General features: G+C 63.7%; 16 protein-coding genes and 2 pseudogenes. 12 read left to right on the top strand and 6 right to left on the bottom strand.

Translation table 11 applies throughout. The annotated features are described in order from the left end of the window. Positions 1-1193: CoA-acylating methylmalonate-semialdehyde dehydrogenase (gene mmsA / locus E1809_RS25145; RefSeq protein ID WP_407921061.1), on the bottom strand; the 1193-nt coding region annotated here is incomplete at its 3' end. A 130-nt stretch (positions 1194-1323) separates the two neighbouring features. Continuing rightward, positions 1324-2331, bottom strand: a complete 1008-nt coding sequence (locus E1809_RS25140) for a LacI family DNA-binding transcriptional regulator (protein WP_133206957.1) — start codon at positions 2329-2331, stop codon at positions 1324-1326. Between the two features lie 196 nt (positions 2332-2527). Here E1809_RS25140 and E1809_RS25135 point away from each other — a divergent pair, with 196 nt between their 5' ends. After that, positions 2528-3967 (top strand): sugar porter family MFS transporter, encoded by a 1440-nt coding sequence (locus E1809_RS25135; RefSeq protein ID WP_133206956.1) that lies wholly within the window; start codon positions 2528-2530, stop codon positions 3965-3967. 183 nt (positions 3968-4150) lie between these two features. Then, positions 4151-5188, top strand: a complete 1038-nt coding sequence (locus E1809_RS25130) for a zinc-binding dehydrogenase (protein ID WP_133206955.1) — start codon at positions 4151-4153, stop codon at positions 5186-5188. A gap of 27 nt (positions 5189-5215) precedes the next feature. Here E1809_RS25130 and E1809_RS25125 read toward each other — a convergent pair whose 3' ends face one another. Continuing rightward, positions 5216-6523 (bottom strand): helix-turn-helix transcriptional regulator, encoded by a 1308-nt coding sequence (locus tag E1809_RS25125; protein ID WP_133206954.1) that lies wholly within the window; start codon positions 6521-6523, stop codon positions 5216-5218. Positions 6524-6688: 165 nt separating this feature from the next. On the opposite strand from E1809_RS25125, the gene hxlB reads away from it, so the two are divergent. The 9 genes from hxlB (at position 6689) to E1809_RS25080 (ending at position 15399) form a co-directional block, all read left to right on the top strand. Next, entirely contained in the window at positions 6689-7288 is a 600-nt protein-coding gene (gene hxlB, locus E1809_RS25120) for a 6-phospho-3-hexuloisomerase (protein ID WP_133206953.1), read from the top strand. A 66-nt stretch (positions 7289-7354) separates the two neighbouring features. Continuing rightward, positions 7355-7978, top strand: coding sequence for a 3-hexulose-6-phosphate synthase (gene hxlA, locus E1809_RS25115; protein WP_133206952.1), 624 nt, complete (start codon positions 7355-7357; stop codon positions 7976-7978). A gap of 72 nt (positions 7979-8050) precedes the next feature. After that, positions 8051-8296, top strand: a complete 246-nt coding sequence (locus E1809_RS25110; RefSeq protein WP_133206951.1) for a hypothetical protein — start codon at positions 8051-8053, stop codon at positions 8294-8296. A 63-nt stretch (positions 8297-8359) separates the two neighbouring features. Further along, on the top strand, positions 8360-8575 hold the full coding sequence (locus E1809_RS25105; protein WP_133206950.1) for a hypothetical protein: 216 nt from the start codon (positions 8360-8362) through the stop codon (positions 8573-8575). Positions 8576-8620: 45 nt separating this feature from the next. Beyond that, positions 8621-10177, top strand: a complete 1557-nt coding sequence (gene zwf / locus E1809_RS25100) for a glucose-6-phosphate dehydrogenase (protein ID WP_133206949.1) — start codon at positions 8621-8623, stop codon at positions 10175-10177. Beyond that, positions 10174-11166 (top strand): glucose-6-phosphate dehydrogenase assembly protein OpcA, encoded by a 993-nt coding sequence (locus tag E1809_RS25095; RefSeq protein WP_133206948.1) that lies wholly within the window; start codon positions 10174-10176, stop codon positions 11164-11166. The genes zwf and E1809_RS25095 overlap by 4 nt, the downstream gene beginning before the upstream one ends. A gap of 83 nt (positions 11167-11249) precedes the next feature. After that, positions 11250-12335, top strand: coding sequence for an S-(hydroxymethyl)mycothiol dehydrogenase (locus tag E1809_RS25090; RefSeq protein WP_133206947.1), 1086 nt, complete (start codon positions 11250-11252; stop codon positions 12333-12335). Next, positions 12335-12955: an MBL fold metallo-hydrolase gene (locus E1809_RS25085; protein ID WP_133206946.1), complete on the top strand. Its 621-nt coding sequence runs from the start codon at positions 12335-12337 to the stop codon at positions 12953-12955. The genes E1809_RS25090 and E1809_RS25085 overlap by 1 nt, the downstream gene beginning before the upstream one ends. A gap of 92 nt (positions 12956-13047) precedes the next feature. Continuing rightward, a complete protein-coding gene (locus tag E1809_RS25080; protein ID WP_133206945.1) occupies positions 13048-15399 on the top strand; it encodes an FdhF/YdeP family oxidoreductase in 2352 nt (783 codons plus the stop codon). A gap of 73 nt (positions 15400-15472) precedes the next feature. Here E1809_RS25080 and E1809_RS25075 read toward each other — a convergent pair. From E1809_RS25075 to E1809_RS25065, 3 genes and pseudogenes are all read right to left on the bottom strand, one after another. Then, positions 15473-16889 (bottom strand): annotated as a pseudogene (locus tag E1809_RS25075) (IS30 family transposase). A gap of 316 nt (positions 16890-17205) precedes the next feature. Beyond that, complete coding sequence (locus tag E1809_RS25070; protein ID WP_133206944.1) at positions 17206-17949, bottom strand: IclR family transcriptional regulator; 744 nt, start codon at positions 17947-17949, stop codon at positions 17206-17208. Next, complete coding sequence (locus tag E1809_RS25065) at positions 17946-19418, bottom strand: APC family permease (RefSeq protein WP_235835776.1); 1473 nt, start codon at positions 19416-19418, stop codon at positions 17946-17948. Before E1809_RS25065 ends, E1809_RS25070 begins: the two co-directional genes overlap by 4 nt. Before the next feature lie 636 nt (positions 19419-20054). Between E1809_RS25065 and E1809_RS25060 the strand changes: the two are divergent. Further along, positions 20055-20578, top strand: a pseudogene (locus E1809_RS25060) (primary-amine oxidase); the annotation flags it as partial.

The raw sequence follows: 20578 nt of genomic DNA, 5'->3' as shown, positions 1-20578 counted from the left end.
ACGACGACGAGCACGGGTCCGAAGATTTCCTCGGTGTACGCGCTCATCGCGGTGGTGACGTGGTCGATCACGGTGGGGCCGACCCAGAACCCGTCCTCGTGGCCGGGGACGATGAGGTCGCGTCCGTCCACGACCATGGCCGCGCCGGCGGTTTCGGCTTCGGTGACGGTCTTGAGGATGAACTCTTTCGAGGCCGGGGTGATGACCGGGCCCATGTCCGCACCCGGTGCGGTGCCGTTGTCCACCGTGATCGCGAGGGCGCGTTCGCGGACCTTGCCCACCAGCAGGTCGGCGGCGTCGCCGACGGCGACCGCGACGGAGATGGCCATGCAGCGCTGCCCGGCGGAGCCGAACGCGGCGGCCGCGACGTGGTCCGCGGCGTTGTCCAGGTCGGCGTCGGGCAGGATGATGGCGTGGTTCTTCGCCCCGCCGAGGGCCTGGACTCTTTTGCCGTGCTTGGTGCCTACCTCGGTGATGTGCTTCGCGACCGGGGTGGAGCCGACGAAGGAGATCGCGTCCACGTCCGGGTGGGTCAGCAGGCCCGAGATGGTCTCGCGGTCACCGTGCAGGACCTGGAACACCCCGTCCGGCAGGCCCGCTTCCTGGAACAGGCGCGCGAGCAGCATCGCCGCGGAGGGCACGTTGCCGGAGGGCTTGAGGATGAACGCGTTCCCGGTCGCGATCGCCATCGGGGCCATCCACAGCGGCACCATGACGGGGAAGTTGAACGGCGTGATGCCCGCGACCACGCCGACGGGTTCACGGAAGGAGAACACGTCGATGCCGGTGGAGACCTGGTCGGAGTATTCGCCCTTGAGCAGCGTCGGCACACCGCAGGCGTACTCGATGACCTCCAGGCCGCGGCCGATCTCGCCCTTCGCGTCCGAGAGGACCTTGCCGTGCTCGGCCGTGATCAACGCCGCCAGTTCGTCCACATGGTTGGCGACGAGTTCACGGAACTTGAACAACACCGCGGTGCGCTTGGCCAGGGAAATATCACCCCAGGACTCGGCGGCTTTCTTCGCGATGGCCACTGTGCGGTCCAGGTCCTCCCGCGAGGCCAACCGCAACTCCGCGGTCACGGCACCGGTCGCCGGGTTGTAGACCGGCTTCGTCGCCGACCCCGTCCCCGCAGAGAATTCCCCGTCAATGAAATGGTTGATAGTGAGCGTTTCAAGCGTAGTCGTCACGATTGCTTTCTTTCTGTCAGCCGAGCAGTGCGTGTAGGCGCGAGTGTCTTTCGAGCGCAAGAGCAAAGTGAAGGAATTTGTCCTTACATACTGACATGCTAACAATTTGAACGAACTTGAATCAAGGGTCTATTTAACGCGCGGGCGCCGCCGTCGAGCTCCGCACCATCAGGCGCGGCTCCAGCTTGCGGTCAATGACGGGGAAGTCGGGCTTGGCGAGTCGCTCGAGCGCCGTGATTCCGGCTGTCCGGCCAAGTTCCAGCGCGTGGAGGTCTACCGAGGTCAAGTCGATTCCATGGAGCTTGGCGATCCTCGAATCGTCGTAGCCAACAAGGGAGAGGTCCCGTGGGACTTCAAGGCCGTGGACGAAGGCGATTTCGCGGACGCCGAGAGCCATCTCATCGTTGTGGGCAAATACGGCGGTGGGTCGGTCCAATGCCCCGAACAGTTGGTCCGCGGCCTGCCTCGCTGCTTCCTGCGTGTAGTCCTGCGCGTACACCACCTGTGGCACCAGGCCTGCCTTGTGTATGACCTCTTCATACGTCAGGCGGCGGTCTTCGTGGCCTTGGTGAATCGGGCCGGTCACGTGGGCAATGCGGGTGTGGCCGAGCCTGAGCAGATGCTCCACCGCGGCCCGGGCGCCGGCGACATTGTTTGAATAGACGCTGTCAACCCCCTCCACCCGCCGCGTGACACTGATGAGCGGTACTGTCCGGGAAAGCTCCTGGACCTGCGAATCGGGTTCCAGGAGCGTAGCCGCGATGATGACACCCACGCGCGCCTCGATGAGCGAGCTGAGCGATCCTTCGTCAATGCTGCCCCGGGAGTGCGAGACGCTGAGGATGAGGCGCTTCTTCATGGGCGAAATCGCCTCGCGCACTCCACTGAAAACGTCGACGTAGACTTCGTTGCTCAGGTCCAGGAGGAAGAGACCGACCGTTGCGGGCTGTTTCCGTGCAAGATCGGCAGCGGCGGCGTTGTGGCTATAGCCGAGGAGCTTTGCGGCGTCGAAGATTGCCTGTTTGGTCTCGTCACTCACGCCTGGCGCGCCCCGGAAAGCGAACGAGACGAGCGTGCGCGATACGCCGACCTCGCGCGCAACGTCTTCCTGGGTGATGGAGCGGGCGCGCGTTGTTTTCATGCGTGAAATCCTATCGCGCGTTAGGCCTCCCAGTCGCTGTATCACCCCGTGCCGAAGCGCCCCAATTCATACCTGCGCGCCCCATGAAGGCATCGAAATCATTTCTATGTAAGTTTGACCTGACATATAGACTTTCGCGTGTTAGAGTAGTGATGCGGGTCACGAGGGGTCCGCGCCTGGACGACAAAGGAGTCACATGGAAACCGCAAATCTTCACGGCCAAGCCTCATCTTTACCGCCACTGACGGATGGCCCACACCGTAAGCGCCTTGGCCTCGTAGCGTTGGTCGCCACCTTCGGCGGCCTCCTCTTCGGCTATGACACCGGCGTCATCAACGGAGCATTAAGCCCGATGTCTTCGGAGCTCGGCCTGACTCCCATCACTGAGGGCGTCGTCACGGCTTCGCTCGTCTTCGCAGCGGCGATCGGCGCAATCTGCGGCGGACGCCTCTCCGACTTCTGGGGTCGCCGCAAGTCGATCATCCTCCTCGCCGTCCTGTTCTTCGCAGGAACGGTGGCAGTAGTCTTTACCCCGAACTTCGAGGTCCTGGTCCTGGGCCGCATCCTCCTCGGCCTCGCCGTCGGCGGCGCTTCAACGGTTGTGCCGGTGTTCCTCGCGGAACTCGCTCCTTACGAAATCCGTGGTTCGCTTGCCGGCCGCAACGAGCTCGCCATCGTGGTCGGGCAGCTCGCGGCGTTCGTCGTCAACGCCGTCATCGGCAACCTCTTCGGCCACCTCGACGGCGTGTGGCGCATCATGTTCGCGATCTGCGCCTTGCCCGCCGTCGCCCTGTTCTTCGGCATGCTGCGGATGCCCGAATCGCCCCGCTGGCTCGTTGAGAAGGGCCGCCGGGATGAAGCACTCTCGGTGCTCCAGACCGTCCGCACCGCGGACCGCGCGGCAGCCGAGCTCGCCGACGTCGAGATTGTCGCCAAGGAAGAGCGCGAGAGCCACCAGATCGGCTGGCGCGCCATCTTTTCGAACAAGAACCTCTTCCGCATCCTCCTCGTTGCCATCGGCCTCGGAATTGCGCAGCAGCTGACCGGCATCAACTCGATCATGTACTACGGGCAGACCGTGCTCACCGAATCCGGCTTCAGCAAAGACGGCGCGCTGATCGCCAACGTCGCTCCCGGCATCATCGCCGTCGTCGGTGGCATCATCGCCCTGAAGATGATGGACCACCTCGATCGCCGCAAGACGTTCATCATCGGCCTGTCCCTCACCACGACGTGCCACGTGCTCATCGGCATCGCCTCGATGGTCCTCCCCGTCGGCAACCCCCTCCGTCCGTTCGTGATCCTGTTCCTCGTTGTCGCCTTCGTCGGCTCGATGCAGACGTTCCTCAACGTCGCAGTCTGGGTCTACCTGTCCGAGATCTTCCCGCTGCACATGCGCGGCTTCGGGATCGGCGTGGCCGTCTTCGCCCTCTGGGTGGTCAACGGCTTCCTCTCGCTGTACTTCCCGTCCATGGTTGCCGCGATGGGTATCACCGGGACGTTCTTCCTCTTTGCTGTTGTCGGCGCCCTGGCCCTGGTCTTCGTGATCACCCAGGTGCCGGAAAGCCGCGGCCGCACGCTCGAAGCGCTTGAGGAGGACGTGACCACCGGCGCGATCTACCTCGTCCGCAAGTAGCCACATACCGCGGTTTCCGCGGAACAGTCCGGGCACGACGACGGCCCGCACCTGGGCGCCCCAGGTGCGGGCCGTCGTCGTACGCGTAACTCGCCGGAGTTTGTGTACAGGTCACACCCGTTAAAGCCCGCTTTAAGGGGTGTCAGGTGTACACAAACTCGCGGTTCGGGGGATGCTTGGCTAATGCGCGCGATGATCATGGAACAGATTGCCGGACCCCTCGAGGTCCGCGACGTCGACGAACCCGAGGTTCCGCCCGGCGGGGTAGTGATCGACGTCGTCGCTACCGGGCTGTGCCGAAGCGACTGGCACGCGTGGGCCGGCCACGACGAGATCGCCCTCCCGCACGTTCCCGGCCACGAATTCGCGGGAGTAATCGCCGCGGTGGGCCCGGAAGTGGCGAAATGGTCCGTGGGCGAGCGCGTCACCGCTCCCTTCGTCGAGGGCTGCGGGGAGTGCGAATGGTGCCTGGCCGGCAACGCGCAGGTGTGTCCCCAACAGGAGCAGCCCGGCTTCACGCACTGGGGATCCTTCGCCGAACGGGTTGCCATCCACGCCGCGGACACGAACCTGGTGGCGATTCCCGACGGCGTCACTTTCGAAGCCGCCGCGAGCCTCGGCTGCCGCTTCGCAACAGCGTACCGCGCGCTCACCAGCCGTGCGCGCCTCGCCGCCGGGGAATGGGTGACGGTGGTCGGCGCCGGAGGCGTGGGACTTAGCGCGGTCATGATCGCGAAAGCCCTCGGCGGCAAGGTCATCGCCGTCGACCGTAATGCCGCGGCCCTCGAAGTCGCCACCTCGCTGGGAGCAGATGAGGTGCTGCTCGCGGACGGTTCGGACATCCCCGCCCAAGTGCACGCCATCACCGCCGGCGGTGCCCACGTAGCAATCGACGCCGTCGGCAGCGAACAGACGAGTGCCGACGCCCTCCTGAGCCTCCGCCGCCGCGGACGGCACGTGCAGATCGGTCTTTTGCCACCCGTGGACGGCCACCCGCGGGTCCCCATGGCGCGCGTGATTGCCTGGGAACTCGATGTTTTCGGCAGCCATGGCATGGCCGCGGCCGACTATCCGGGCATGCTCGCGCTCATCGAAGCCGGAAGGCTCAGGCCCCAGGGCCTCATCGAACGCGTCATTGGGCTCGACGAGGCGGCTCTGCTCCTACCGCGCTTCGACGCGGCGAACGTAGCCGGTATGACCATGGTCGATCCGCGCCGCTAAGGGCCGCGCCGCTAAGGCCGCAGCGCCTCAGCGAAGACCGTGGCTGTGGGCCAGGGCGATCGCCTCGGTGCGGGAGCCGACGTCGAGCTTCTTGAAAAGGTTCCGCATGTGGAACTTGACCGTGTTCTCGCTGATGCCGAGCGTCGAGGCGATGGTGCGGTTGCGTTGACCCGCGGCGAGGTGCTGCAGCACTTCGAGTTCCCGGGCGGCGAGGTTCCATCCGGCGACGTCCCCGGCCGGGCGCGACGGCGGGTCGAGGGGGAGTGCGACGAAGACGTCGGCACCCCAACCCGGCATGACTTCGATGCGCAGGTTTCCGCTGAGCGCCTGGACGCGACGGTCCAGGCGGTTGATGCTCGGCGCGTCCGGGGCGAGTACGCCACGGCCGTCGTCGCGCACGTTGATCAGGAGGTTTTCGCCGTCGCAGTCCCATTGGGTGCGGATACGGCTGACGTTCGGTTGCTCCATCATGGCGAGGACCAGTCCGCGGACGACGGCCCGCGCAGCGTGGGCGACTTCGCCGGGGAGGGCCCTGCCGTTGAGCGGCGGTTCGATGAATTCGACCTCAGTGCCGCTGAAACGGGTGAGCGGCCGCAGGTCTTCCCGCAGGCGTTCGAAGGCGTTCGCGACCGGTTCTTCCACGAGGTCCGTGGTGCGGTCGCTCAGGGTGCGCAGCGCCACCAGGGCTTTGGCGGTCAGGTCGGTGACCGTGTTCCGGGCTGTGGAGTCGTCCAAGGACGAAGAGCGAAGCGCCGCGAGGAGCGTCTCGAGGGTGGTGGAGTGCATGTCCGTCAGTTCCGCGGTGACGCGAAGGCGTTCGGCTGAAGCCGCGCGCGATTCCAAAAGGTACGACGGCGGTGCGTCCGCCACCTTCTCCTGGATCCGTTTCGCCGTGATGCGCCACAGGTAGGTGACCAGTTCGATCTCAGCCTGGGATGCGGGTCCTGGCGGGTAAGGGTTGGTGAGGACCAGGAGGGCGTTGCTGGCAGCGTGCTTCATGGCGAGCACGGGGCGCGCCTTGCCGGCGATTTCCGCGTCCCCGAACCAGGGGGACTCGTCCGGCAGCGAAGCGCGGACGGCGTCCATCTCGGCGATGGAAACCCGAGAAATGATTCCTTCGTCTCCCGCCTTTTTCTGGGGGCGCCCCGTGCAGTCCTCCGTGAAGATGACCAACGCGCTGTTCCCCATGTAGGGGAGCATGGCCTGGCGAAGCCGGTCCGCTATTTGGAGGAGTGGGGCGTCGGCCAATGCCGCCACGGCCTTAAGGAGCGGCCAAGGCAGTTCTGCCAGTGGAGTGATGGATTCCTTCACATATTGGGGGGCGGAAGTGCTCATCAGGACAGTCTACTCCGGACCCAAATTGCCTGCCCAGTCCGAATGGGTAGTTAGAACCGTCAGAAATCAGTGTTACTCCTACCCATTTGTTTCGCGAGTATTGATGTCAACCAGAAAGCACTCGATCGGCCACTCCGGCCGACGACCGAATCGAAGGGACAAATCGTGACCACGACAGCAAACGCGACAACCGCCGCGTACACCACCGCAAGTGACATTGTCCGCAATCTGTCCCTCGTGAGGGACGAGATTTCGGCTACCGTCGCGAAGATCGACGAGCAGCAGATGGCCCGTCTGGCCAGCCACCTCAGCCACCCCGGCCGGGTGTTCGTTGCCGGTGCAGGCCGCAGCGGCCTGGTCCTGCGCATGGCGGCCATGAGGCTGATGCACCTGGGCATGAACGTCCACGTCGCAGGCGACACCACCACCCCCGCCATCAGCTCCGGCGATGTGCTCCTGGTGGCCTCCGGATCGGGAACGACCTCCGGCGTCGTCAAGTCCGCCGAGACGGCTGCCAAGGCCGGAGCGCGCATCGCGGCGTTCACCACCAACCCGGACTCGCCGCTGGCCGGCCTGGCCGACGCCGTGGTGATCATCCCCGCCGCGCAGAAGACCGACCACGGCTCGAGCGTTTCGCGCCAGTACGCCGGTTCGCTCTTCGAGCAGGCACTCTTCATCGCCACTGAGGCAATCTTCCAGTCGCTCTGGGACAACGTCGCCACCCCGGCCGAGGAGCTGTGGCTGCGCCACGCAAACCTCGAGTAAGAACCCTTTCGGGACCCCCATTTTCCACCCAAACCAGCAGTTCCCTTAGAGAAAGAAACAAACATCATGAAACTCCAAGTTGCCATCGACCTCCTGACCACCGAAGCTGCCCTCGAACTGGCCGGCAAGGTTGCCGAATACGTCGACATCATCGAACTGGGCACCCCGCTGATCAAGAGCGAAGGCCTCTCGGTCATCACCGCGGTCAAGAACGCCCACCCGGACAAGATCGTCTTCGCTGACCTGAAGACCATGGACGCCGGCGAACTCGAAGCCGACATCGCGTTCAAGGCCGGTGCCGACCTCGTGACCGTTCTGGGTACCGCTGACGACTCCACCATCGCCGGTGCGGTCAAGGCTGCCAAGGCCCACAACAAGGGCGTCGTCGTTGACCTCATCAGCGTCGAAGACAAGGTCACCCGCGCCAAGGAAGCCCGCACCCTCGGTGCGAAGTTCGTTGAGATGCACGCTGGCCTCGACGAGCAGGCCAAGCCCGGCTTCGACCTCAACGGCCTCCTGGCTGCCGGTGAAGAAGCTCGCGTTCCGTTCTCCGTCGCAGGTGGCGTGAAGGTTTCCACCATCGCCGCGGTTCAGCGCGCAGGGGCTGACGTTGCCGTCGTCGGTGGCGCTATCTACAGCGCTGCTGACCCCGCTCTGGCTGCCAAGGAACTCCGCGCCGCCATCGTCTAGTCCCCGGATTGACACGAGCGTCCCGCAGCCTCGAAGGCTGCGGGACGCCGTCTCCGGCGGAAGGAACAAGTCATGAATCAACGGACACTGGAATCGTCCAGTGGAAGCCGCCGATTCCCCGACCAACCGCCGGTCCGGGACTGGGCTTCCCTTGAGCGCCGGGATTGTGTTGAAGTCTGGTCCGCAGGTTCATTTCGCTACATCGCTTACGTAGATGACCTCGCGGCCGACGGCCAACTGATCTGGGTCATCGAGAACGGCACAGGCAGCCGTCGTTTGTTTGTCCGTGACGATCCCGTCACGCTCTATTTGATCTAAATGCTCTACCACCAGCGATAAGGGGACGGGGGCCCGAAATCCCTAGGAAGGAAACTGTTCACCATGCGTAGTCAGGTCACCGAACAATTGGAAGTTCGCGTCACTGAACCAAGTCGGCTTTACGAGTTGCTCGACGGTGCAGAGGCTATGTTGCGGCAAGTAGCAATGCCAGAACGGTATGCCGGCATCCTCGTCACCCGCCACGAGCCCGGGCGGTACACGCTCGCCCTCAGCAACACGGTCCCTTTCGGGGAGACCCGCGAGCAAATACTTTCGTGACCGTCGTTCGACGGCCGCATTGCTTGTCAGAGATAGAAGGCAACAATGTCTGTTACTTACCTTGATACGAGTGTGAGGCCCGGGAAGAATCCGCTCCGGGACGGCCGTGACCGCCGGCTCTCACGGGTTGCGGGACCATCATCTTTGGTGCTCTTCGGCATCACGGGAGACCTGGCTCGAAAGAAGCTCCTGCCAGCTGTGTACGACCTCGCCAACCGGGGGTTGTTGCCCCCGAGCTTCGGTTTGGTCGGTTTCGCCAGGTCCAACCGGGACGATGAGGACTTCCTCGCCGGGATCAAAGAGACCATCAAGGCTTATGCCCGCACTCCGTTCCACGAATCGGTGTGGGAACAACTTTCCGAAGGCATCCGTTTCGTCCAGGGCGAGTTCGACGACGACGCCGCCTTTGAGCGGCTTGCGGCAACCCTCGCGGACCTGGACCAGCAACGCGGAACCCGGGGCAACCACGCGTTCTACCTCTCCATTCCGCCCAAGTCTTTTGAGCTCGTATGCCGCCAGCTTTCCAAGCACGGACTTGCCCAGGCCGAAGGGGACAAGTGGCGCCGCGTAGTCATTGAGAAGCCGTTCGGCCACAACCTCGATTCGGCCCGGCAGCTCAACCAGATCGTGGAATCGGTGTTTCCGCCCGATTCCGTGTTCCGGATCGACCACTACCTTGGCAAGGAAACCGTCCAGAACATCCTGGCGCTGCGTTTCGTAAACCAGCTTTTCGAGCCCCTCTGGAACGCCAAGCACGTCGACCACGTCCAGATCACCATGGCCGAAGACATCGGCACCGGCGGCCGGGCAGGGTATTACGACGGCGTCGGTGCGGCACGGGACGTCATCCAGAACCACCTGTTGCAGTTGCTGGCACTGACCGCGATGGAAGAGCCCATCTCCTTTAATGCGGACGACCTGCGTGCCGAGAAAGAAAAGGTCCTCGCCGCCGTCGAACTCCCTGAAGACTTGTCCAAGCATTCGGCGCGCGGACAATTCGCCGGCGGTTGGCAAGGCGGCGAACTGGTCCAGGGCTACCTCCAGGAAGACGGCATTCCGGCCGGATCGACCACGGAAACCTATGCCGCGATCCGCCTTGACATCAATACCCGCCGCTGGGCCGGCGTCCCGTTCTACCTGCGGGCCGGCAAGCGCCTCGGGCGGCGCGTGACCGAAATCGCCGTCGTATTCAAGCGCGCACCCAACCTGTTGTTCCGCAGCGACTTCGACGACGACTTCGGCCAGAACGCCGTGGTCATCCGCGTCCAACCCGACGAAGGTGCCACGATCCGCTTCAGCTCCAAAGTCCCGGGAACGCAGACTGAAGTCCGCGACGTGACCATGGACTTCGGCTACGGACATGCCTTCACCGAGTCCAGCCCGGAGGCCTATGAACGCCTCATCCTGGACGTGCTCCTCGGCGAACCGCCACTGTTTCCCCGCCACCAAGAGGTGGAGTTGTCCTGGAAAATCCTTGACCCGTTCGAAAACTATTGGGCGTCCCTACAGGAACAGCCCGAACCCTATGCCCCTGGAAGTTGGGGCCCCGCCTCCGCCGATGACCTGTTGGCCCGCGACGGACGAACATGGAGAAGGCCATGATCGTAGACCTGACAGCCACCACAACTGCCAAAATCGCCAAGAAGCTCATGACCCTGCGCGAGCAGGGTGGAGTGATTGCTTTGGGCCGGGTGCTTACCCTGGTGGTCATTACCAAATCCGGATTGGAAGAAGAGGCCATTGAGGCCGCCAACGAGGCCAGCCGCGAACACCCGTGCAGGGTGATCGTTCTGGCCGCGGGCTCCCCCGAGAAGGCGACCCGCCTTGATGCCCAGATCAGGGTGGGCGGCGACGCCGGTGCCTCCGAAGTGATCGTGCTGCGCGGTTACGGGGAACTCGCCGCGGAAAGCGAGTCGCTCGTCGCGGCCTTGTTGCTGCCCGACGCCCCGATCGTCGCTTGGTGGCCGCACGAAGCGCCGCTCAACGCTTCTCAGACTTCGATTGGACGCATCGCCCACCGCCGGATCACGGATTCCGCCAACGAATCGGATCCGCAACGGGCCCTCGACAACCTCCGCTTGACGTATCGGGCAGGTGACACCGATATGGCGTGGACCCGGCTGACCAATTGGCGGATCCAGCTCGCGGCGGCGTTGGACCACCCGGACAGCTCGCCCATCACGTCCGTCGCCGTCGAAGGCGCTACCGACTCTCCGAGCACCCTCCTGCTGGCCTCCTGGCTGCAGCGGGCCCTCAACGCCCCGGTCACCATCGTCGCCCACCCCGCCGGCACCGGGATCCGTGGTGTCAAGCTCTGCCGGGCCTCGGGCGACATCCAGCTGGTCCGGCCCGGCTCCACCGTGGCCGTCCTGACCCAGCCGGGGCAGCCCGCGCAGCGGATCTCCCTGCCCCGCCGGACCCTGCAGGATTGCCTCGTGGAGGAACTGCGCCGCCTGGATCCCGACGACGTCTTCGGCGAGACCGTCCGCACCCTCGACGTGTCCAGGATGCGGCAGGAAAGCCACATTGCGTTCGCGGACGAAGCGCAACCGCAACGTAGCCGCGACCATTTGGCCCTGGTAGCCGTTTAGTAGTAGCACTGAGGCGGTAGATTGGCACTCATGCCCGACCCCCAACCGGTCTGAAGGCCCCCAGGAAAGGAACACCAGGAACCATGGTCCATAAAGTACGTGCCGTTATTGCCCGGGAAAAGGACGCCCCGGTTTCGCTGGAAACCATCTTGGTCCCGGACCCCGGGCCGGGGGAGGCCTTGGTGGACGTCCTGACTTGCGGGGTGTGCCACACCGACCTCCACTACAAGCAGGGCGGGATCGGCGACGACTTCCCGTACCTCCTGGGCCATGAGGCTACCGGCGTCGTCAGCGCCGTCGGCCCCGACGTCACGAACGTGGCCCCCGGCGATCGCGTGATCCTGAACTGGCGCGCCGTGTGCGGGCAGTGCCGCGCTTGTGCCAAGGGCCAGCCGCAGTACTGCTTTAACACTGCCAATGCGACGCAGAAAATGACCCTCGAGGACGGGACCGTGCTGTCTCCCGCCTTGGGCATCGGCGCCTTCGCCGAGAAGACGCTCGTGGCCGCCGGCCAGTGCACCAAGGTAGATCCCGACGTCGATGCTGCCGCCGTCGGCTTGCTCGGCTGCGGCGTGATGGCCGGCATCGGTGCCGCGATCAACACCGGTGAGGTGAAGCGCGGCGAATCCGTGGCTGTCATCGGTTGCGGTGGCGTGGGCATCGCCGCGATCGCGGGTGCCAAGCTCGCGGGCGCCACCACGATCATCGCCGTCGATATCGACAACAACAAGATCGAGATGGCGAAGTCGCTCGGCGCCACCCACGGCGTCAACTCCAAGGAAGAGGATGCAGTCGAGGCTGTCCGTGCGCTCACGGGCGGAAACGGCGCGGACGTGGTGATCGACGCCGTCGGACGCCCCGAAACCTATAAGCAGGCCTTCTACGCCCGCGACCTCGCCGGCCGCGTGGTCCTGGTGGGCGTCCCGACGCCTGCCATGAAGCTCGAGCTGCCCCTCCTGGACGTCTTCGGCCGGGGCGGCTCCCTGAAGTCCTCGTGGTACGGCGACTGCCTGCCTTCGCGCGACTTCCCCATGCTGGTCCAGCACTACAAGCAGGGCAACCTGGACCTGGACGCGTTCGTGTCTGAACGCATCACCATTGACCAAATTGAGGAGGCCTTCGACAAGATGCACGCTGGCAAAGTACTTCGTTCGGTGGTGGAGCTCTAATGGCTGTGACTATTGAAAACCTGATCACCTCCGGCACGTTCTCGCTCGATGGCGGAACCTGGGACGTGGACAACAACGTCTGGATCGTCGGCAACGACGACGAATGCGTGATCATCGACTCACCGCACGACGCCGCGGCGATCGTCAACCAGGTGCGCGGGCGGAAGGTGGTGGCCATCCTGCTCACGCACGCGCACAACGACCACATCGGCGCGGCCCGCGAAGTCGCCGACGCCGTCGGCGCCCCGATCTACCTGAACGCCGAGGACATGGTCCTGTGGAACCAGGTGTACCCGGACGCCGCGCCGGACCGGAACCACAACGACGGCGACGAATTCCAGGTGGGCGGCGCGACCCTCAAGGCAATCCACACGCCGGGACACTCCCCGGGCTCCACGTGCTTCTACCTGGAAAGCGAAGGAACGGTCTTCACCGGGGACACGCTGTTCAACGGCGGTCCAGGGGCGACTGGGCGGTCCTACAGCGACTACCCGACCATCCTGAGCTCCATTAGGGAACGGCTGTTGACCCTGCCGGCGGACACCGTCGTCCGCACAGGCCACGGCGACAACACCACCATTGGAGCCGAACAGGAAACGCTGGCGAAAGTTACCGAGTAGCCAGGGCCCCGACGAAGGCGCGCCAGGAATTGCCTGGCGCGCCTTCGTGGTGATCGAAACCAGCAGGAAATTAGCGCTAAGGAATTGGAACAATGAAGTTCGGGAAACAGCCGGCCCCTATCGACGACATCAACGAAGACAAGCTTGAGGTCCACAAACCCAAGACCGAAGCCGCCGGGGTCAAAGCGGTCATGGTGGCACTCGAGCGTGCCGTGGCGCAGGCGGGTGTGTCCCGCACGGCGCAGTCGCTGCTCCGGCTGAACCAACGCGGCGGCTTCGACTGCCCTGGTTGTGCGTGGCCGGAATCGGACAAGAAACGCAAAGCGGCGGAATTCTGTGAAAACGGCGCCAAAGCTGTCGCCGAGGAAAACACCCTCCGGACCGTGGGGGCCGAGTTCTGGGCGAAGCATTCCATTGCCGAACTGTCCGAAAAGACCGAGTACTGGCTGGGCAACCAGGGCCGGCTGAGTGAACCTGTGGTCATCAGGGAAGGGGAGACGCATTATTCGCCGATCTCCTGGACAGAGGCGTTCGAGCTCATCGGCGAACATGTCCGGGCCAGTACGCCTGAGCGCTGCGTCTTCTACACGTCCGGGCGCACGGCCAACGAGACCGCGTTCATGTACCAGTTGTTCGCGCGGTCCGTGGGAACCAACAACCTTCCGGACTGCTCCAACATGTGCCACGAATCGTCAGGTTCCGCGCTGAATCCGACCATCGGCATCGGCAAGGGCACGGTGTCGCTGGATGACATCCACGACGCCGAGCTGATTTTCGTCGTCGGGCAGAACCCGGGCACCAACCATCCCCGCATGCTTTCCGCGCTGAAGGAATGCAAGGACAACGGCGGCAAGGTAGTGGCCGTCAACCCGCTCCCCGAGGCCGGGTTGTTCAACTTCCGCGACCCCCAGACGCTTTCCGGCGTCGTGGGCAACGGTACGCCGCTCGCCGATGAATACCTGCAGATCAAGGTGGGTGGCGATCTCGCCTTGTTCCAGGCGCTTGGCCACCTTCTCCTGGCCGCCGAGGACGAAAACCCGGGCACCGTCGTCGACCGCTCCTTCATTGAGGCCCAAACCGACGGATTCGAGGCCTACGGTGAAGCGCGCCGGGTCCTGGACTGGGAGGAAACCGAGAAGGCCACCGGCCTGTCCCGGGCCCAGATCGAAGACGTGGCAGCCATGCTTATCCGCTCCAAGGCGTCGATCTTCTGCTGGGCCCTGGGCGTGACGCAGCAGCCACACTCCGTGGACACCATCAAGGAAATGGTCAATGTCCTGCTGCTGCAGGGCAACTTCGGCAAGCCGGGCGCGGGAGCATGCCCAGTGCGCGGTCACTCCAATGTCCAAGGCGACAGGACCATGGGCATCTGGGAGAAACCCAAAGAGGCTCTGTTGGCCTCGATCGACGGCGAATTCGGCATCCATTCCCCGCGCGAGCACGGGTTCGACGCGGTCGAGTCGATGGAAGCATTCGAACGGGACGAGGTAGACGTCTTCGTTTCCATGGGCGGTAATTTCTCGCTCGCCTGCTCCGACACGGAGACCCTGGAGGCGGGAATGCAGCGGATCGGCCTGACCGTCCACATCTCCACCAAGCCCAACCGCTCGCACGTGGTGCATGGGCGGACCTCGCTGATCCTGCCCACGCTGGGCCGGACCGACAAGGACGACAAGCACCCTGGCGGCGCCCAGTTCCTGTCCGTCGAGGACTCCATGTCCGTGGTCCACTCCACCCAGGGCAGGCTGCAGCCGGTGTCCGAGCACTTGCTCGCCGAGCCCGTGATCGTGGCACGGATGGCCGAGGCCACGTTCGGTCCGGACCACCCCGTGAATTGGAAGGCCATGGCCGATGATTACGACGTGATCCGCGACCACATTTCCCGGGTCCTGCCGGGCTTCGAGGACTTCAACGCCCGGGTGCGGACCAAGAACGGGTTCGTCCTGCCGAACCCGCCGCGCGACACACGCTCCTTCGCCACGGACATTGGCCGCGGGCGCTTCACGGTCAGCCCGCTGGAGTACCTCACGCCGCCTCCAGGGCACCTGGTGCTGCAGACCATGCGCAGCCACGACCAGTACAACACCACGTTCTACGGCCTTGACGACCGTTACCGCGGGATCTCAGACGGTCGCCGGGTGATCCTGGTCCACCCTGAGGACCTCGCCGAGCAAGGCTTCAAGGACCGGGAGCTCGTGGACGTCGTGAGCACCTTCCAGGGCAGCGACCGCAGGGCCGAGAAGTTCCGCCTGGTGGCCTACCCGACGGCGAAGGGGTGCGCCGCTGCATACTTCCCTGAGGCCAACGCCCTGGTCCACAAGGAGAACGTGGCACGCGTGTCCAACACTCCGGGCTTCAAAGCCATGTTCGTCCGCTTTGAACCGCACGCAGGGGGCTCCACGGAGGTAGCGGAGAAGGCCGCACTCGAGGACGCAGCTGTGTAGCTCCGGGTTTGTGTTGCTTGAACGGCCCCGCCTCCGTTTGGCGGATTCTAGGGGTCGTTGCAACACCTGCTGGTTAGGTGGTTAGTAGTAAATCACGCAGACGCTCGGCTGGGGTATCCCAGTCGAGCGTTTTGCGTGGTCGTGCGTTGAGTTCCTGTGCGACGTGTTCGAGGTCTTCGGGGCCGTGGACGGACAGGTCAGTTCCTTTGGGGAAGTACTGGCGCAGTAGCCCGTTGGTGTTTTCATTGGAGCCGCGCTGCCAGGGGCTGCCTGGGTCGCAGAAGTAGACTTCCATGTCGGTGGCGAGGCTGAACGATTTGTGGGCTGCCATTTCCGCGCCTTGGTCCCAGGTCAGAGAACCGCGCAGGTGCTCGGGCAGTTTGGTCATGGTGGCGATGAGTCCGTCTCGGACAGTTTCGGCCGTGTGGTCACCGGGCAGATGGACGAGCATCACGTAGCGGGTAGTGCGTTCCACGAGCGTCCCGATCGCGGACTGGTTGTTCGCCCCGGTGATGAGATCGCCTTCCCAATGCCCGGGAACGGCCCTGTCTTCGATCTCGGGCGGGCGTTCGGAGATCATGACCATCGGGTCCACGAACCGTGACTGGCGTTGTTGTGGATCCTTGTGGGGTTTGCGGCGTACTCTGCCCGTCCGCAGTGCAGTTGCGACCTCACGTTTGAGGCCGCCCCGGGCCTGTATGTAGAGGGCTTGATAAATCGTCTCTGGGCACACGCATCTCCGGTAAGTCGGGGAACTCGTCGACCAGGGTGTGGCTGATCTGCTCCGGAGACCAGCGTATGAGGAGTTTTGCTTTCACGTAGTCTCGCAGCTTGGACTCGCCAGCGAGCTTGGCGGGCTTGGGCCGTGCCCGTCGGGCTACGGCCTTCCGTTGGGCTGCGTAGGGCTGGTAGCCCAACGCGTGCCGGGTGTTCCGCGCGAGTTCTCGGCTGACCGTCGATGCAGGCCTACCCAGGGCCGCCGCGATCGCCCGCATGGAGGAACCGGCGGCCCGCATGTCCCTGATGGTTTCCCGCTCTTGGAGCGAGAGGAACCTCGGGGCCACTGGCTTCTCCAGTGCGGACATGGCCAGCGGCGGACCGGCAGTTGGCGTGTCCAGGCCGGGAGGGTTGGTCAGGGTGGTCACTCCCCGTTTGTAGTCGACGATGCGCCCGTCGGGGTAAATGCGTCGGCTGCCGACCTTCCTGACGCCTTGGTCCCACTCCTGCGCGGTCCGGGGATGGACGCTCACGGCATTGGCGGCCTCGCGCCGGGTCGCTCCGTTCCTGCGCAGCCGGAGGAACTCCTCGCGCTTGCCGGCGCCCTGGCGAATATTGGCGATTCCGGCCTTATAGGCCCATTGGTAACACGTCATCCGGTTCAACCCGAGCTCCGCGGCAGCCAACGTCACATTGCCGACGCGGTCGAGCACGGCGAAGAACTGCTCCTTCTCCTCCGGGGTGTACTTCCGCTTTGGAACCTGTCTGGTCATTGCCTTCTTTGGAGCGACCCCGGCCTTCCGTGCCCAGCCGAAACACGTATTCCGGTTCAATCCAAGCTCGGCAGCAGCGGCGCTCACACTTCCAAGCCGATCAAGCACGGAGAAGAAAGCGTCCTTCTCCTCCCGCGAGTAGGCTCTCCGGTCCTTCGAGGAACTCGATCTTTCCCTTAAGAGAGAACCCGATTTTGACCTTAAAGACGACACGGTCGTTGCAACTCCCAAAAGATCTGGGTGTTGCAACGACCGCTAGAACCCGCCTTTGTCCGGAGGCGGGGCCGTTCTTTTGTTGGCTCTTACTTCAGGAGCTTTAGAACAAGAGCGGCGCGAGTTGCACCGTCAATTCACGTGCCGCGTCCGCATGCTCATAGATCGCCGCGAATCGCTCAGACGGGCCGGAGAGGCACAACGCTGCGCCTACCGAGCCGTTTGGCATCCGTACGGGAAGGGCCAAGCTGGAGGAGCCTTGCTCCATTTCATTGACTTCCGAGGCTTCGCCGTTGAAGCGTATTTCTTCGAGTTGTTCTTCGAGTTTGGCACGGTTGGTGATGGTGTGCGCCGTAAGTTTCGCCAATTGCCCGCCTGGGAGTGAAGCAGACAAATCGTCAAGCTCAGCGAGCATGAGTTTCCCGGCCGCCGAGGCATGCGGATACCGCAGCATTTCGTAGGCCGAGCGAAGGGGATAGTAGGGGTCCTCGTCGGCGATCCTGAGGGAAGCGTTCCGGAACATGAAGAGGTGCACCGTGAAGCGGTTTCCACGGCGGAATTCCTCGATGACGGCGCGGGCAGCGGTAGGAACAGTTGGCGGAGTCGCGGCCGTAATGAGTCCTGAAATGGCGTGTCCAAGGGCGAATCCGCGCAGGTCCGAGGTACGGACCAGGTATTCGTCCCCGACCAGTGCGTTGAGCATGCGGTAGGCGGTCGCCGGCGCCATCTGCAGCGTATCTGTGATTTCTTTCGCGGTGGTGCCCGTGCCGAACCGCGCCACGACCTCGAGGATCCTGAGCGGGTTGGACACAGTGTTGGACCCCGCGTTAACGGGCCTATAGGTCACGGAAGGGTCTTCCCTTGGTAGAGGTCCGATTCCCGGGTCTCGTCGTAGATACCCACCGAAGACAATCGCCCGGGTAAGCGGAGGCGAAGGATCAGGGCGTAAATGACGCTGGCCAGGAGCAGGGCGGCATATGCGAAGATCTGCATGCTGCCCGCACGGATGGACTCCGCTGTCGCTTCCCACAGCACCGCGCCGAGCGCCAAGGTAGTTGCCGCTCCGAGGACCCAGCTGCCGAACGTGGCCTCGCCTATTCGTCGCAGGAAGAAAGGCATGGAGGCGCTGGCAATGATGTAGGCGCCCAGGTACCCGAAGGAACCCAACAAGAAGAGGGTCACGAGGCCCTGGGCGGGGCTGGCTCCGGAGATGATGACCACGACGGGGACGATGGTAACAACCGGCATGACGAAGAGGATTGCCATCGACGGGGTCCTGAAGACGGGGTGGGTCCGGCCGACTACCCGCGGTGCCACGCCCTCGCGGCCCATGCAGAAGAAAATCCGGACAAGCGCGTTGACGGAGGCGATCGAGCATGCGAACCACGATGCCGCGATTCCCAGGTCAAGGACCGAGGCAAATACCGGGGACGTGTGGGCGAACAGGTCAGACAACGGAGTAGAGCTGGCGGCAATGCTCAAGGGCGCACCGGTGAGGGCGACATCCTGGGCGCTTGCCGAAAGAAGATAGAGGACACCTGTAACAATCGGGGTCCACATGATGGCCCGAGGGACGCTGACGAAAGGCTTGTACGCCTCCCCGCCCAACGTCGTCGGGCTCTCGAAACCGACAAAGGCGCTTACGGCCACCACGATTCCAATCCATAACGAATCAAAGTTACCGCTCCACGTGAACACACTCGTGAAGCTCACCTTCGGTGCGTTGAAGGCGAAGTAGACAATCATGAGAACGGTGATAACGGCGATCGAAATGGATTCGATCAGCAGGGTGAACCAAGCGGATATCTGGATCCCCCTCACCATGAGAAGGCATGCGGCTCCCGCGGCGAGCAGGACAACGGGAACCATGACAACCCGGGGGTCCGCGAGGGGAACTCCCAGGTTGATGAACAACTGGGCCACATAGGTGCCGACGACCAACAAGCTGGCCATGGCCACGAGGGCATATCCGAAGATAGCAGACCAGCCGACGGTGATTGCCGTTCGCGGCCCCAGTCCCTTGGCCGTGTAGCTGTAGAGCCCGCTGACGGCTGCCATGCGCTTGGCCATTGGCCTCAGGGTGAGGGAAACCAGCACCATGATCGCCATGGCCAGCCCGAACGTCAGTACGAGGTTCGGGCCGGTGGACCCAAAGACAAGGGACGGAAAGACCAGCGCAGGTATGACGGTCATGGCCCCGGCGGGCGCGACCGCCGCTACGGCTTGCGCGAAGACCGGCAGGAAAGACAGTTTCCGACGGCGGAGGCCCTCCACCGGAGAACGGGGAGTGATGAAGCGATCACCGCGGCCTGACAATGCGAACCAACTTTCCCTATGACGGGCAGTCTCATCTTGCACATGAGGGGGACGCAAGTCATCGGCCCGAGATCCAGAACACTAGCATTTCCGAACTCGAAACGACAGTCTGAGACGCGCAACCAAATGTTTCCAACATGTTAACTGGGATGAGAATTTAGGGTGCTGAATTTCTCAGGAAAATATTCATAAAAGCCTCGCGTAAACGAATTCCCTCACGTAGTTTTGCTACATGAAAGGAACGCAAGTGACCCGCATCACGTCGGTGAAGCTCGAAGTAGAGTTCCACTGAATCTCTAGGAATAGAGAAGCGCGGGAGTGCAAGTGATTCTTCCCCGGACCCGACCCGGGTTCCGGATGAAATTTTTTAGCGCAGTTTCGAATGCATCAAATCCAAGCCGGGAGTGGCTGGGTTCAACAACCACCATCTCCCCGCTAAGCCGCATCTAGCGGCTTCAAGTCTTCTGCATCCGGCGTGAGAACCATGCCGTGATGCCGGACCACTATCAGCAGGCCACAGGGTGCTGCTCGGCTTCGGCGGGACATGTCCAGCCTTTTCAAGCCGATCTCCGGGACTCTTCGGCTGCCATGCCACGGACCTTTTTTGTCCTTTTTGTATCTATCAAGGAGTAACTCATGACCATCGAAGAAACCGAAGCGGGTAGGGCTGTTGCGGGGGCTGGGGCCCGTCCGTTTGAGCAGTTGTCGCGTGATGAGCTGGCGCGGGTTGTTGGTGTCCTGAAGTCGGGGCCGGCGGCCGGGGAGAGTTTCCGGTTCAGTAGTGTGTCGTTGCATGAGCCGGCCAAGGCGGCGTTGCGGGCCGGCAGTTTCAGCCGTGAGGCTGAGGTGGTGTTGGTGGATCGCGACACGAATCTTGCCTATGAGGCGATCGTGGATGTGCCCTCGTCCACGATCACGCGGTGGGTGGAGTTGCCGGCCGGGACGCAGCCGCCGATCATGGCTGATGAGTTTGCCGAGTGCGAGGCCGCGGTGGTCGCGTCGCCGCTGGTGCAGGAGGCGTTGGCCAAGCGTGGCATCACGGACATGTCCCTGGTGTGTGCCGAGCCGTGGTCGATCGGGTACTGGGGTGAGGACCAGGGCGGCAAGCGGATCATGCGTGCGTTGATGTTCACGCGTTTGGAGCCGAACGATAACCCGTA

The sequence above is a fragment of the Arthrobacter terricola genome (genome assembly GCF_004354015.1).
Lineage (GTDB): Bacteria > Actinomycetota > Actinomycetes > Actinomycetales > Micrococcaceae > Arthrobacter > Arthrobacter terricola.
Note: the sequence above shows the minus strand (reverse complement) of the source record. Positions and strands in the feature narration are given on the sequence as shown.

What these genes read in the sequence shown, in the direction of transcription:
- E1809_RS25140 (WP_133206957.1), bottom strand. Translation starts at nt 2,331, where the DNA reads ATGAAAACAACGCGCGCCCGCTCCATCACCCAGGAAGACGTTGCGCGC.
- E1809_RS25135 (WP_133206956.1), top strand. Translation starts at nt 2,528, where the DNA reads ATGGAAACCGCAAATCTTCACGGCCAAGCCTCATCTTTACCGCCACTG.
- E1809_RS25130 (WP_133206955.1), top strand. Translation starts at nt 4,151, where the DNA reads ATGCGCGCGATGATCATGGAACAGATTGCCGGACCCCTCGAGGTCCGC.
- E1809_RS25125 (WP_133206954.1), bottom strand. Translation starts at nt 6,523, where the DNA reads ATGAGCACTTCCGCCCCCCAATATGTGAAGGAATCCATCACTCCACTG.
- hxlA (WP_133206952.1), top strand. Translation starts at nt 7,355, where the DNA reads ATGAAACTCCAAGTTGCCATCGACCTCCTGACCACCGAAGCTGCCCTC.
- E1809_RS25110 (WP_133206951.1), top strand. Translation starts at nt 8,051, where the DNA reads ATGAATCAACGGACACTGGAATCGTCCAGTGGAAGCCGCCGATTCCCC.
- E1809_RS25105 (WP_133206950.1), top strand. Translation starts at nt 8,360, where the DNA reads ATGCGTAGTCAGGTCACCGAACAATTGGAAGTTCGCGTCACTGAACCA.
- zwf (WP_133206949.1), top strand. Translation starts at nt 8,621, where the DNA reads ATGTCTGTTACTTACCTTGATACGAGTGTGAGGCCCGGGAAGAATCCG.
- E1809_RS25095 (WP_133206948.1), top strand. Translation starts at nt 10,174, where the DNA reads ATGATCGTAGACCTGACAGCCACCACAACTGCCAAAATCGCCAAGAAG.
- E1809_RS25090 (WP_133206947.1), top strand. Translation starts at nt 11,250, where the DNA reads ATGGTCCATAAAGTACGTGCCGTTATTGCCCGGGAAAAGGACGCCCCG.
- E1809_RS25085 (WP_133206946.1), top strand. Translation starts at nt 12,335, where the DNA reads ATGGCTGTGACTATTGAAAACCTGATCACCTCCGGCACGTTCTCGCTC.
- E1809_RS25080 (WP_133206945.1), top strand. Translation starts at nt 13,048, where the DNA reads ATGAAGTTCGGGAAACAGCCGGCCCCTATCGACGACATCAACGAAGAC.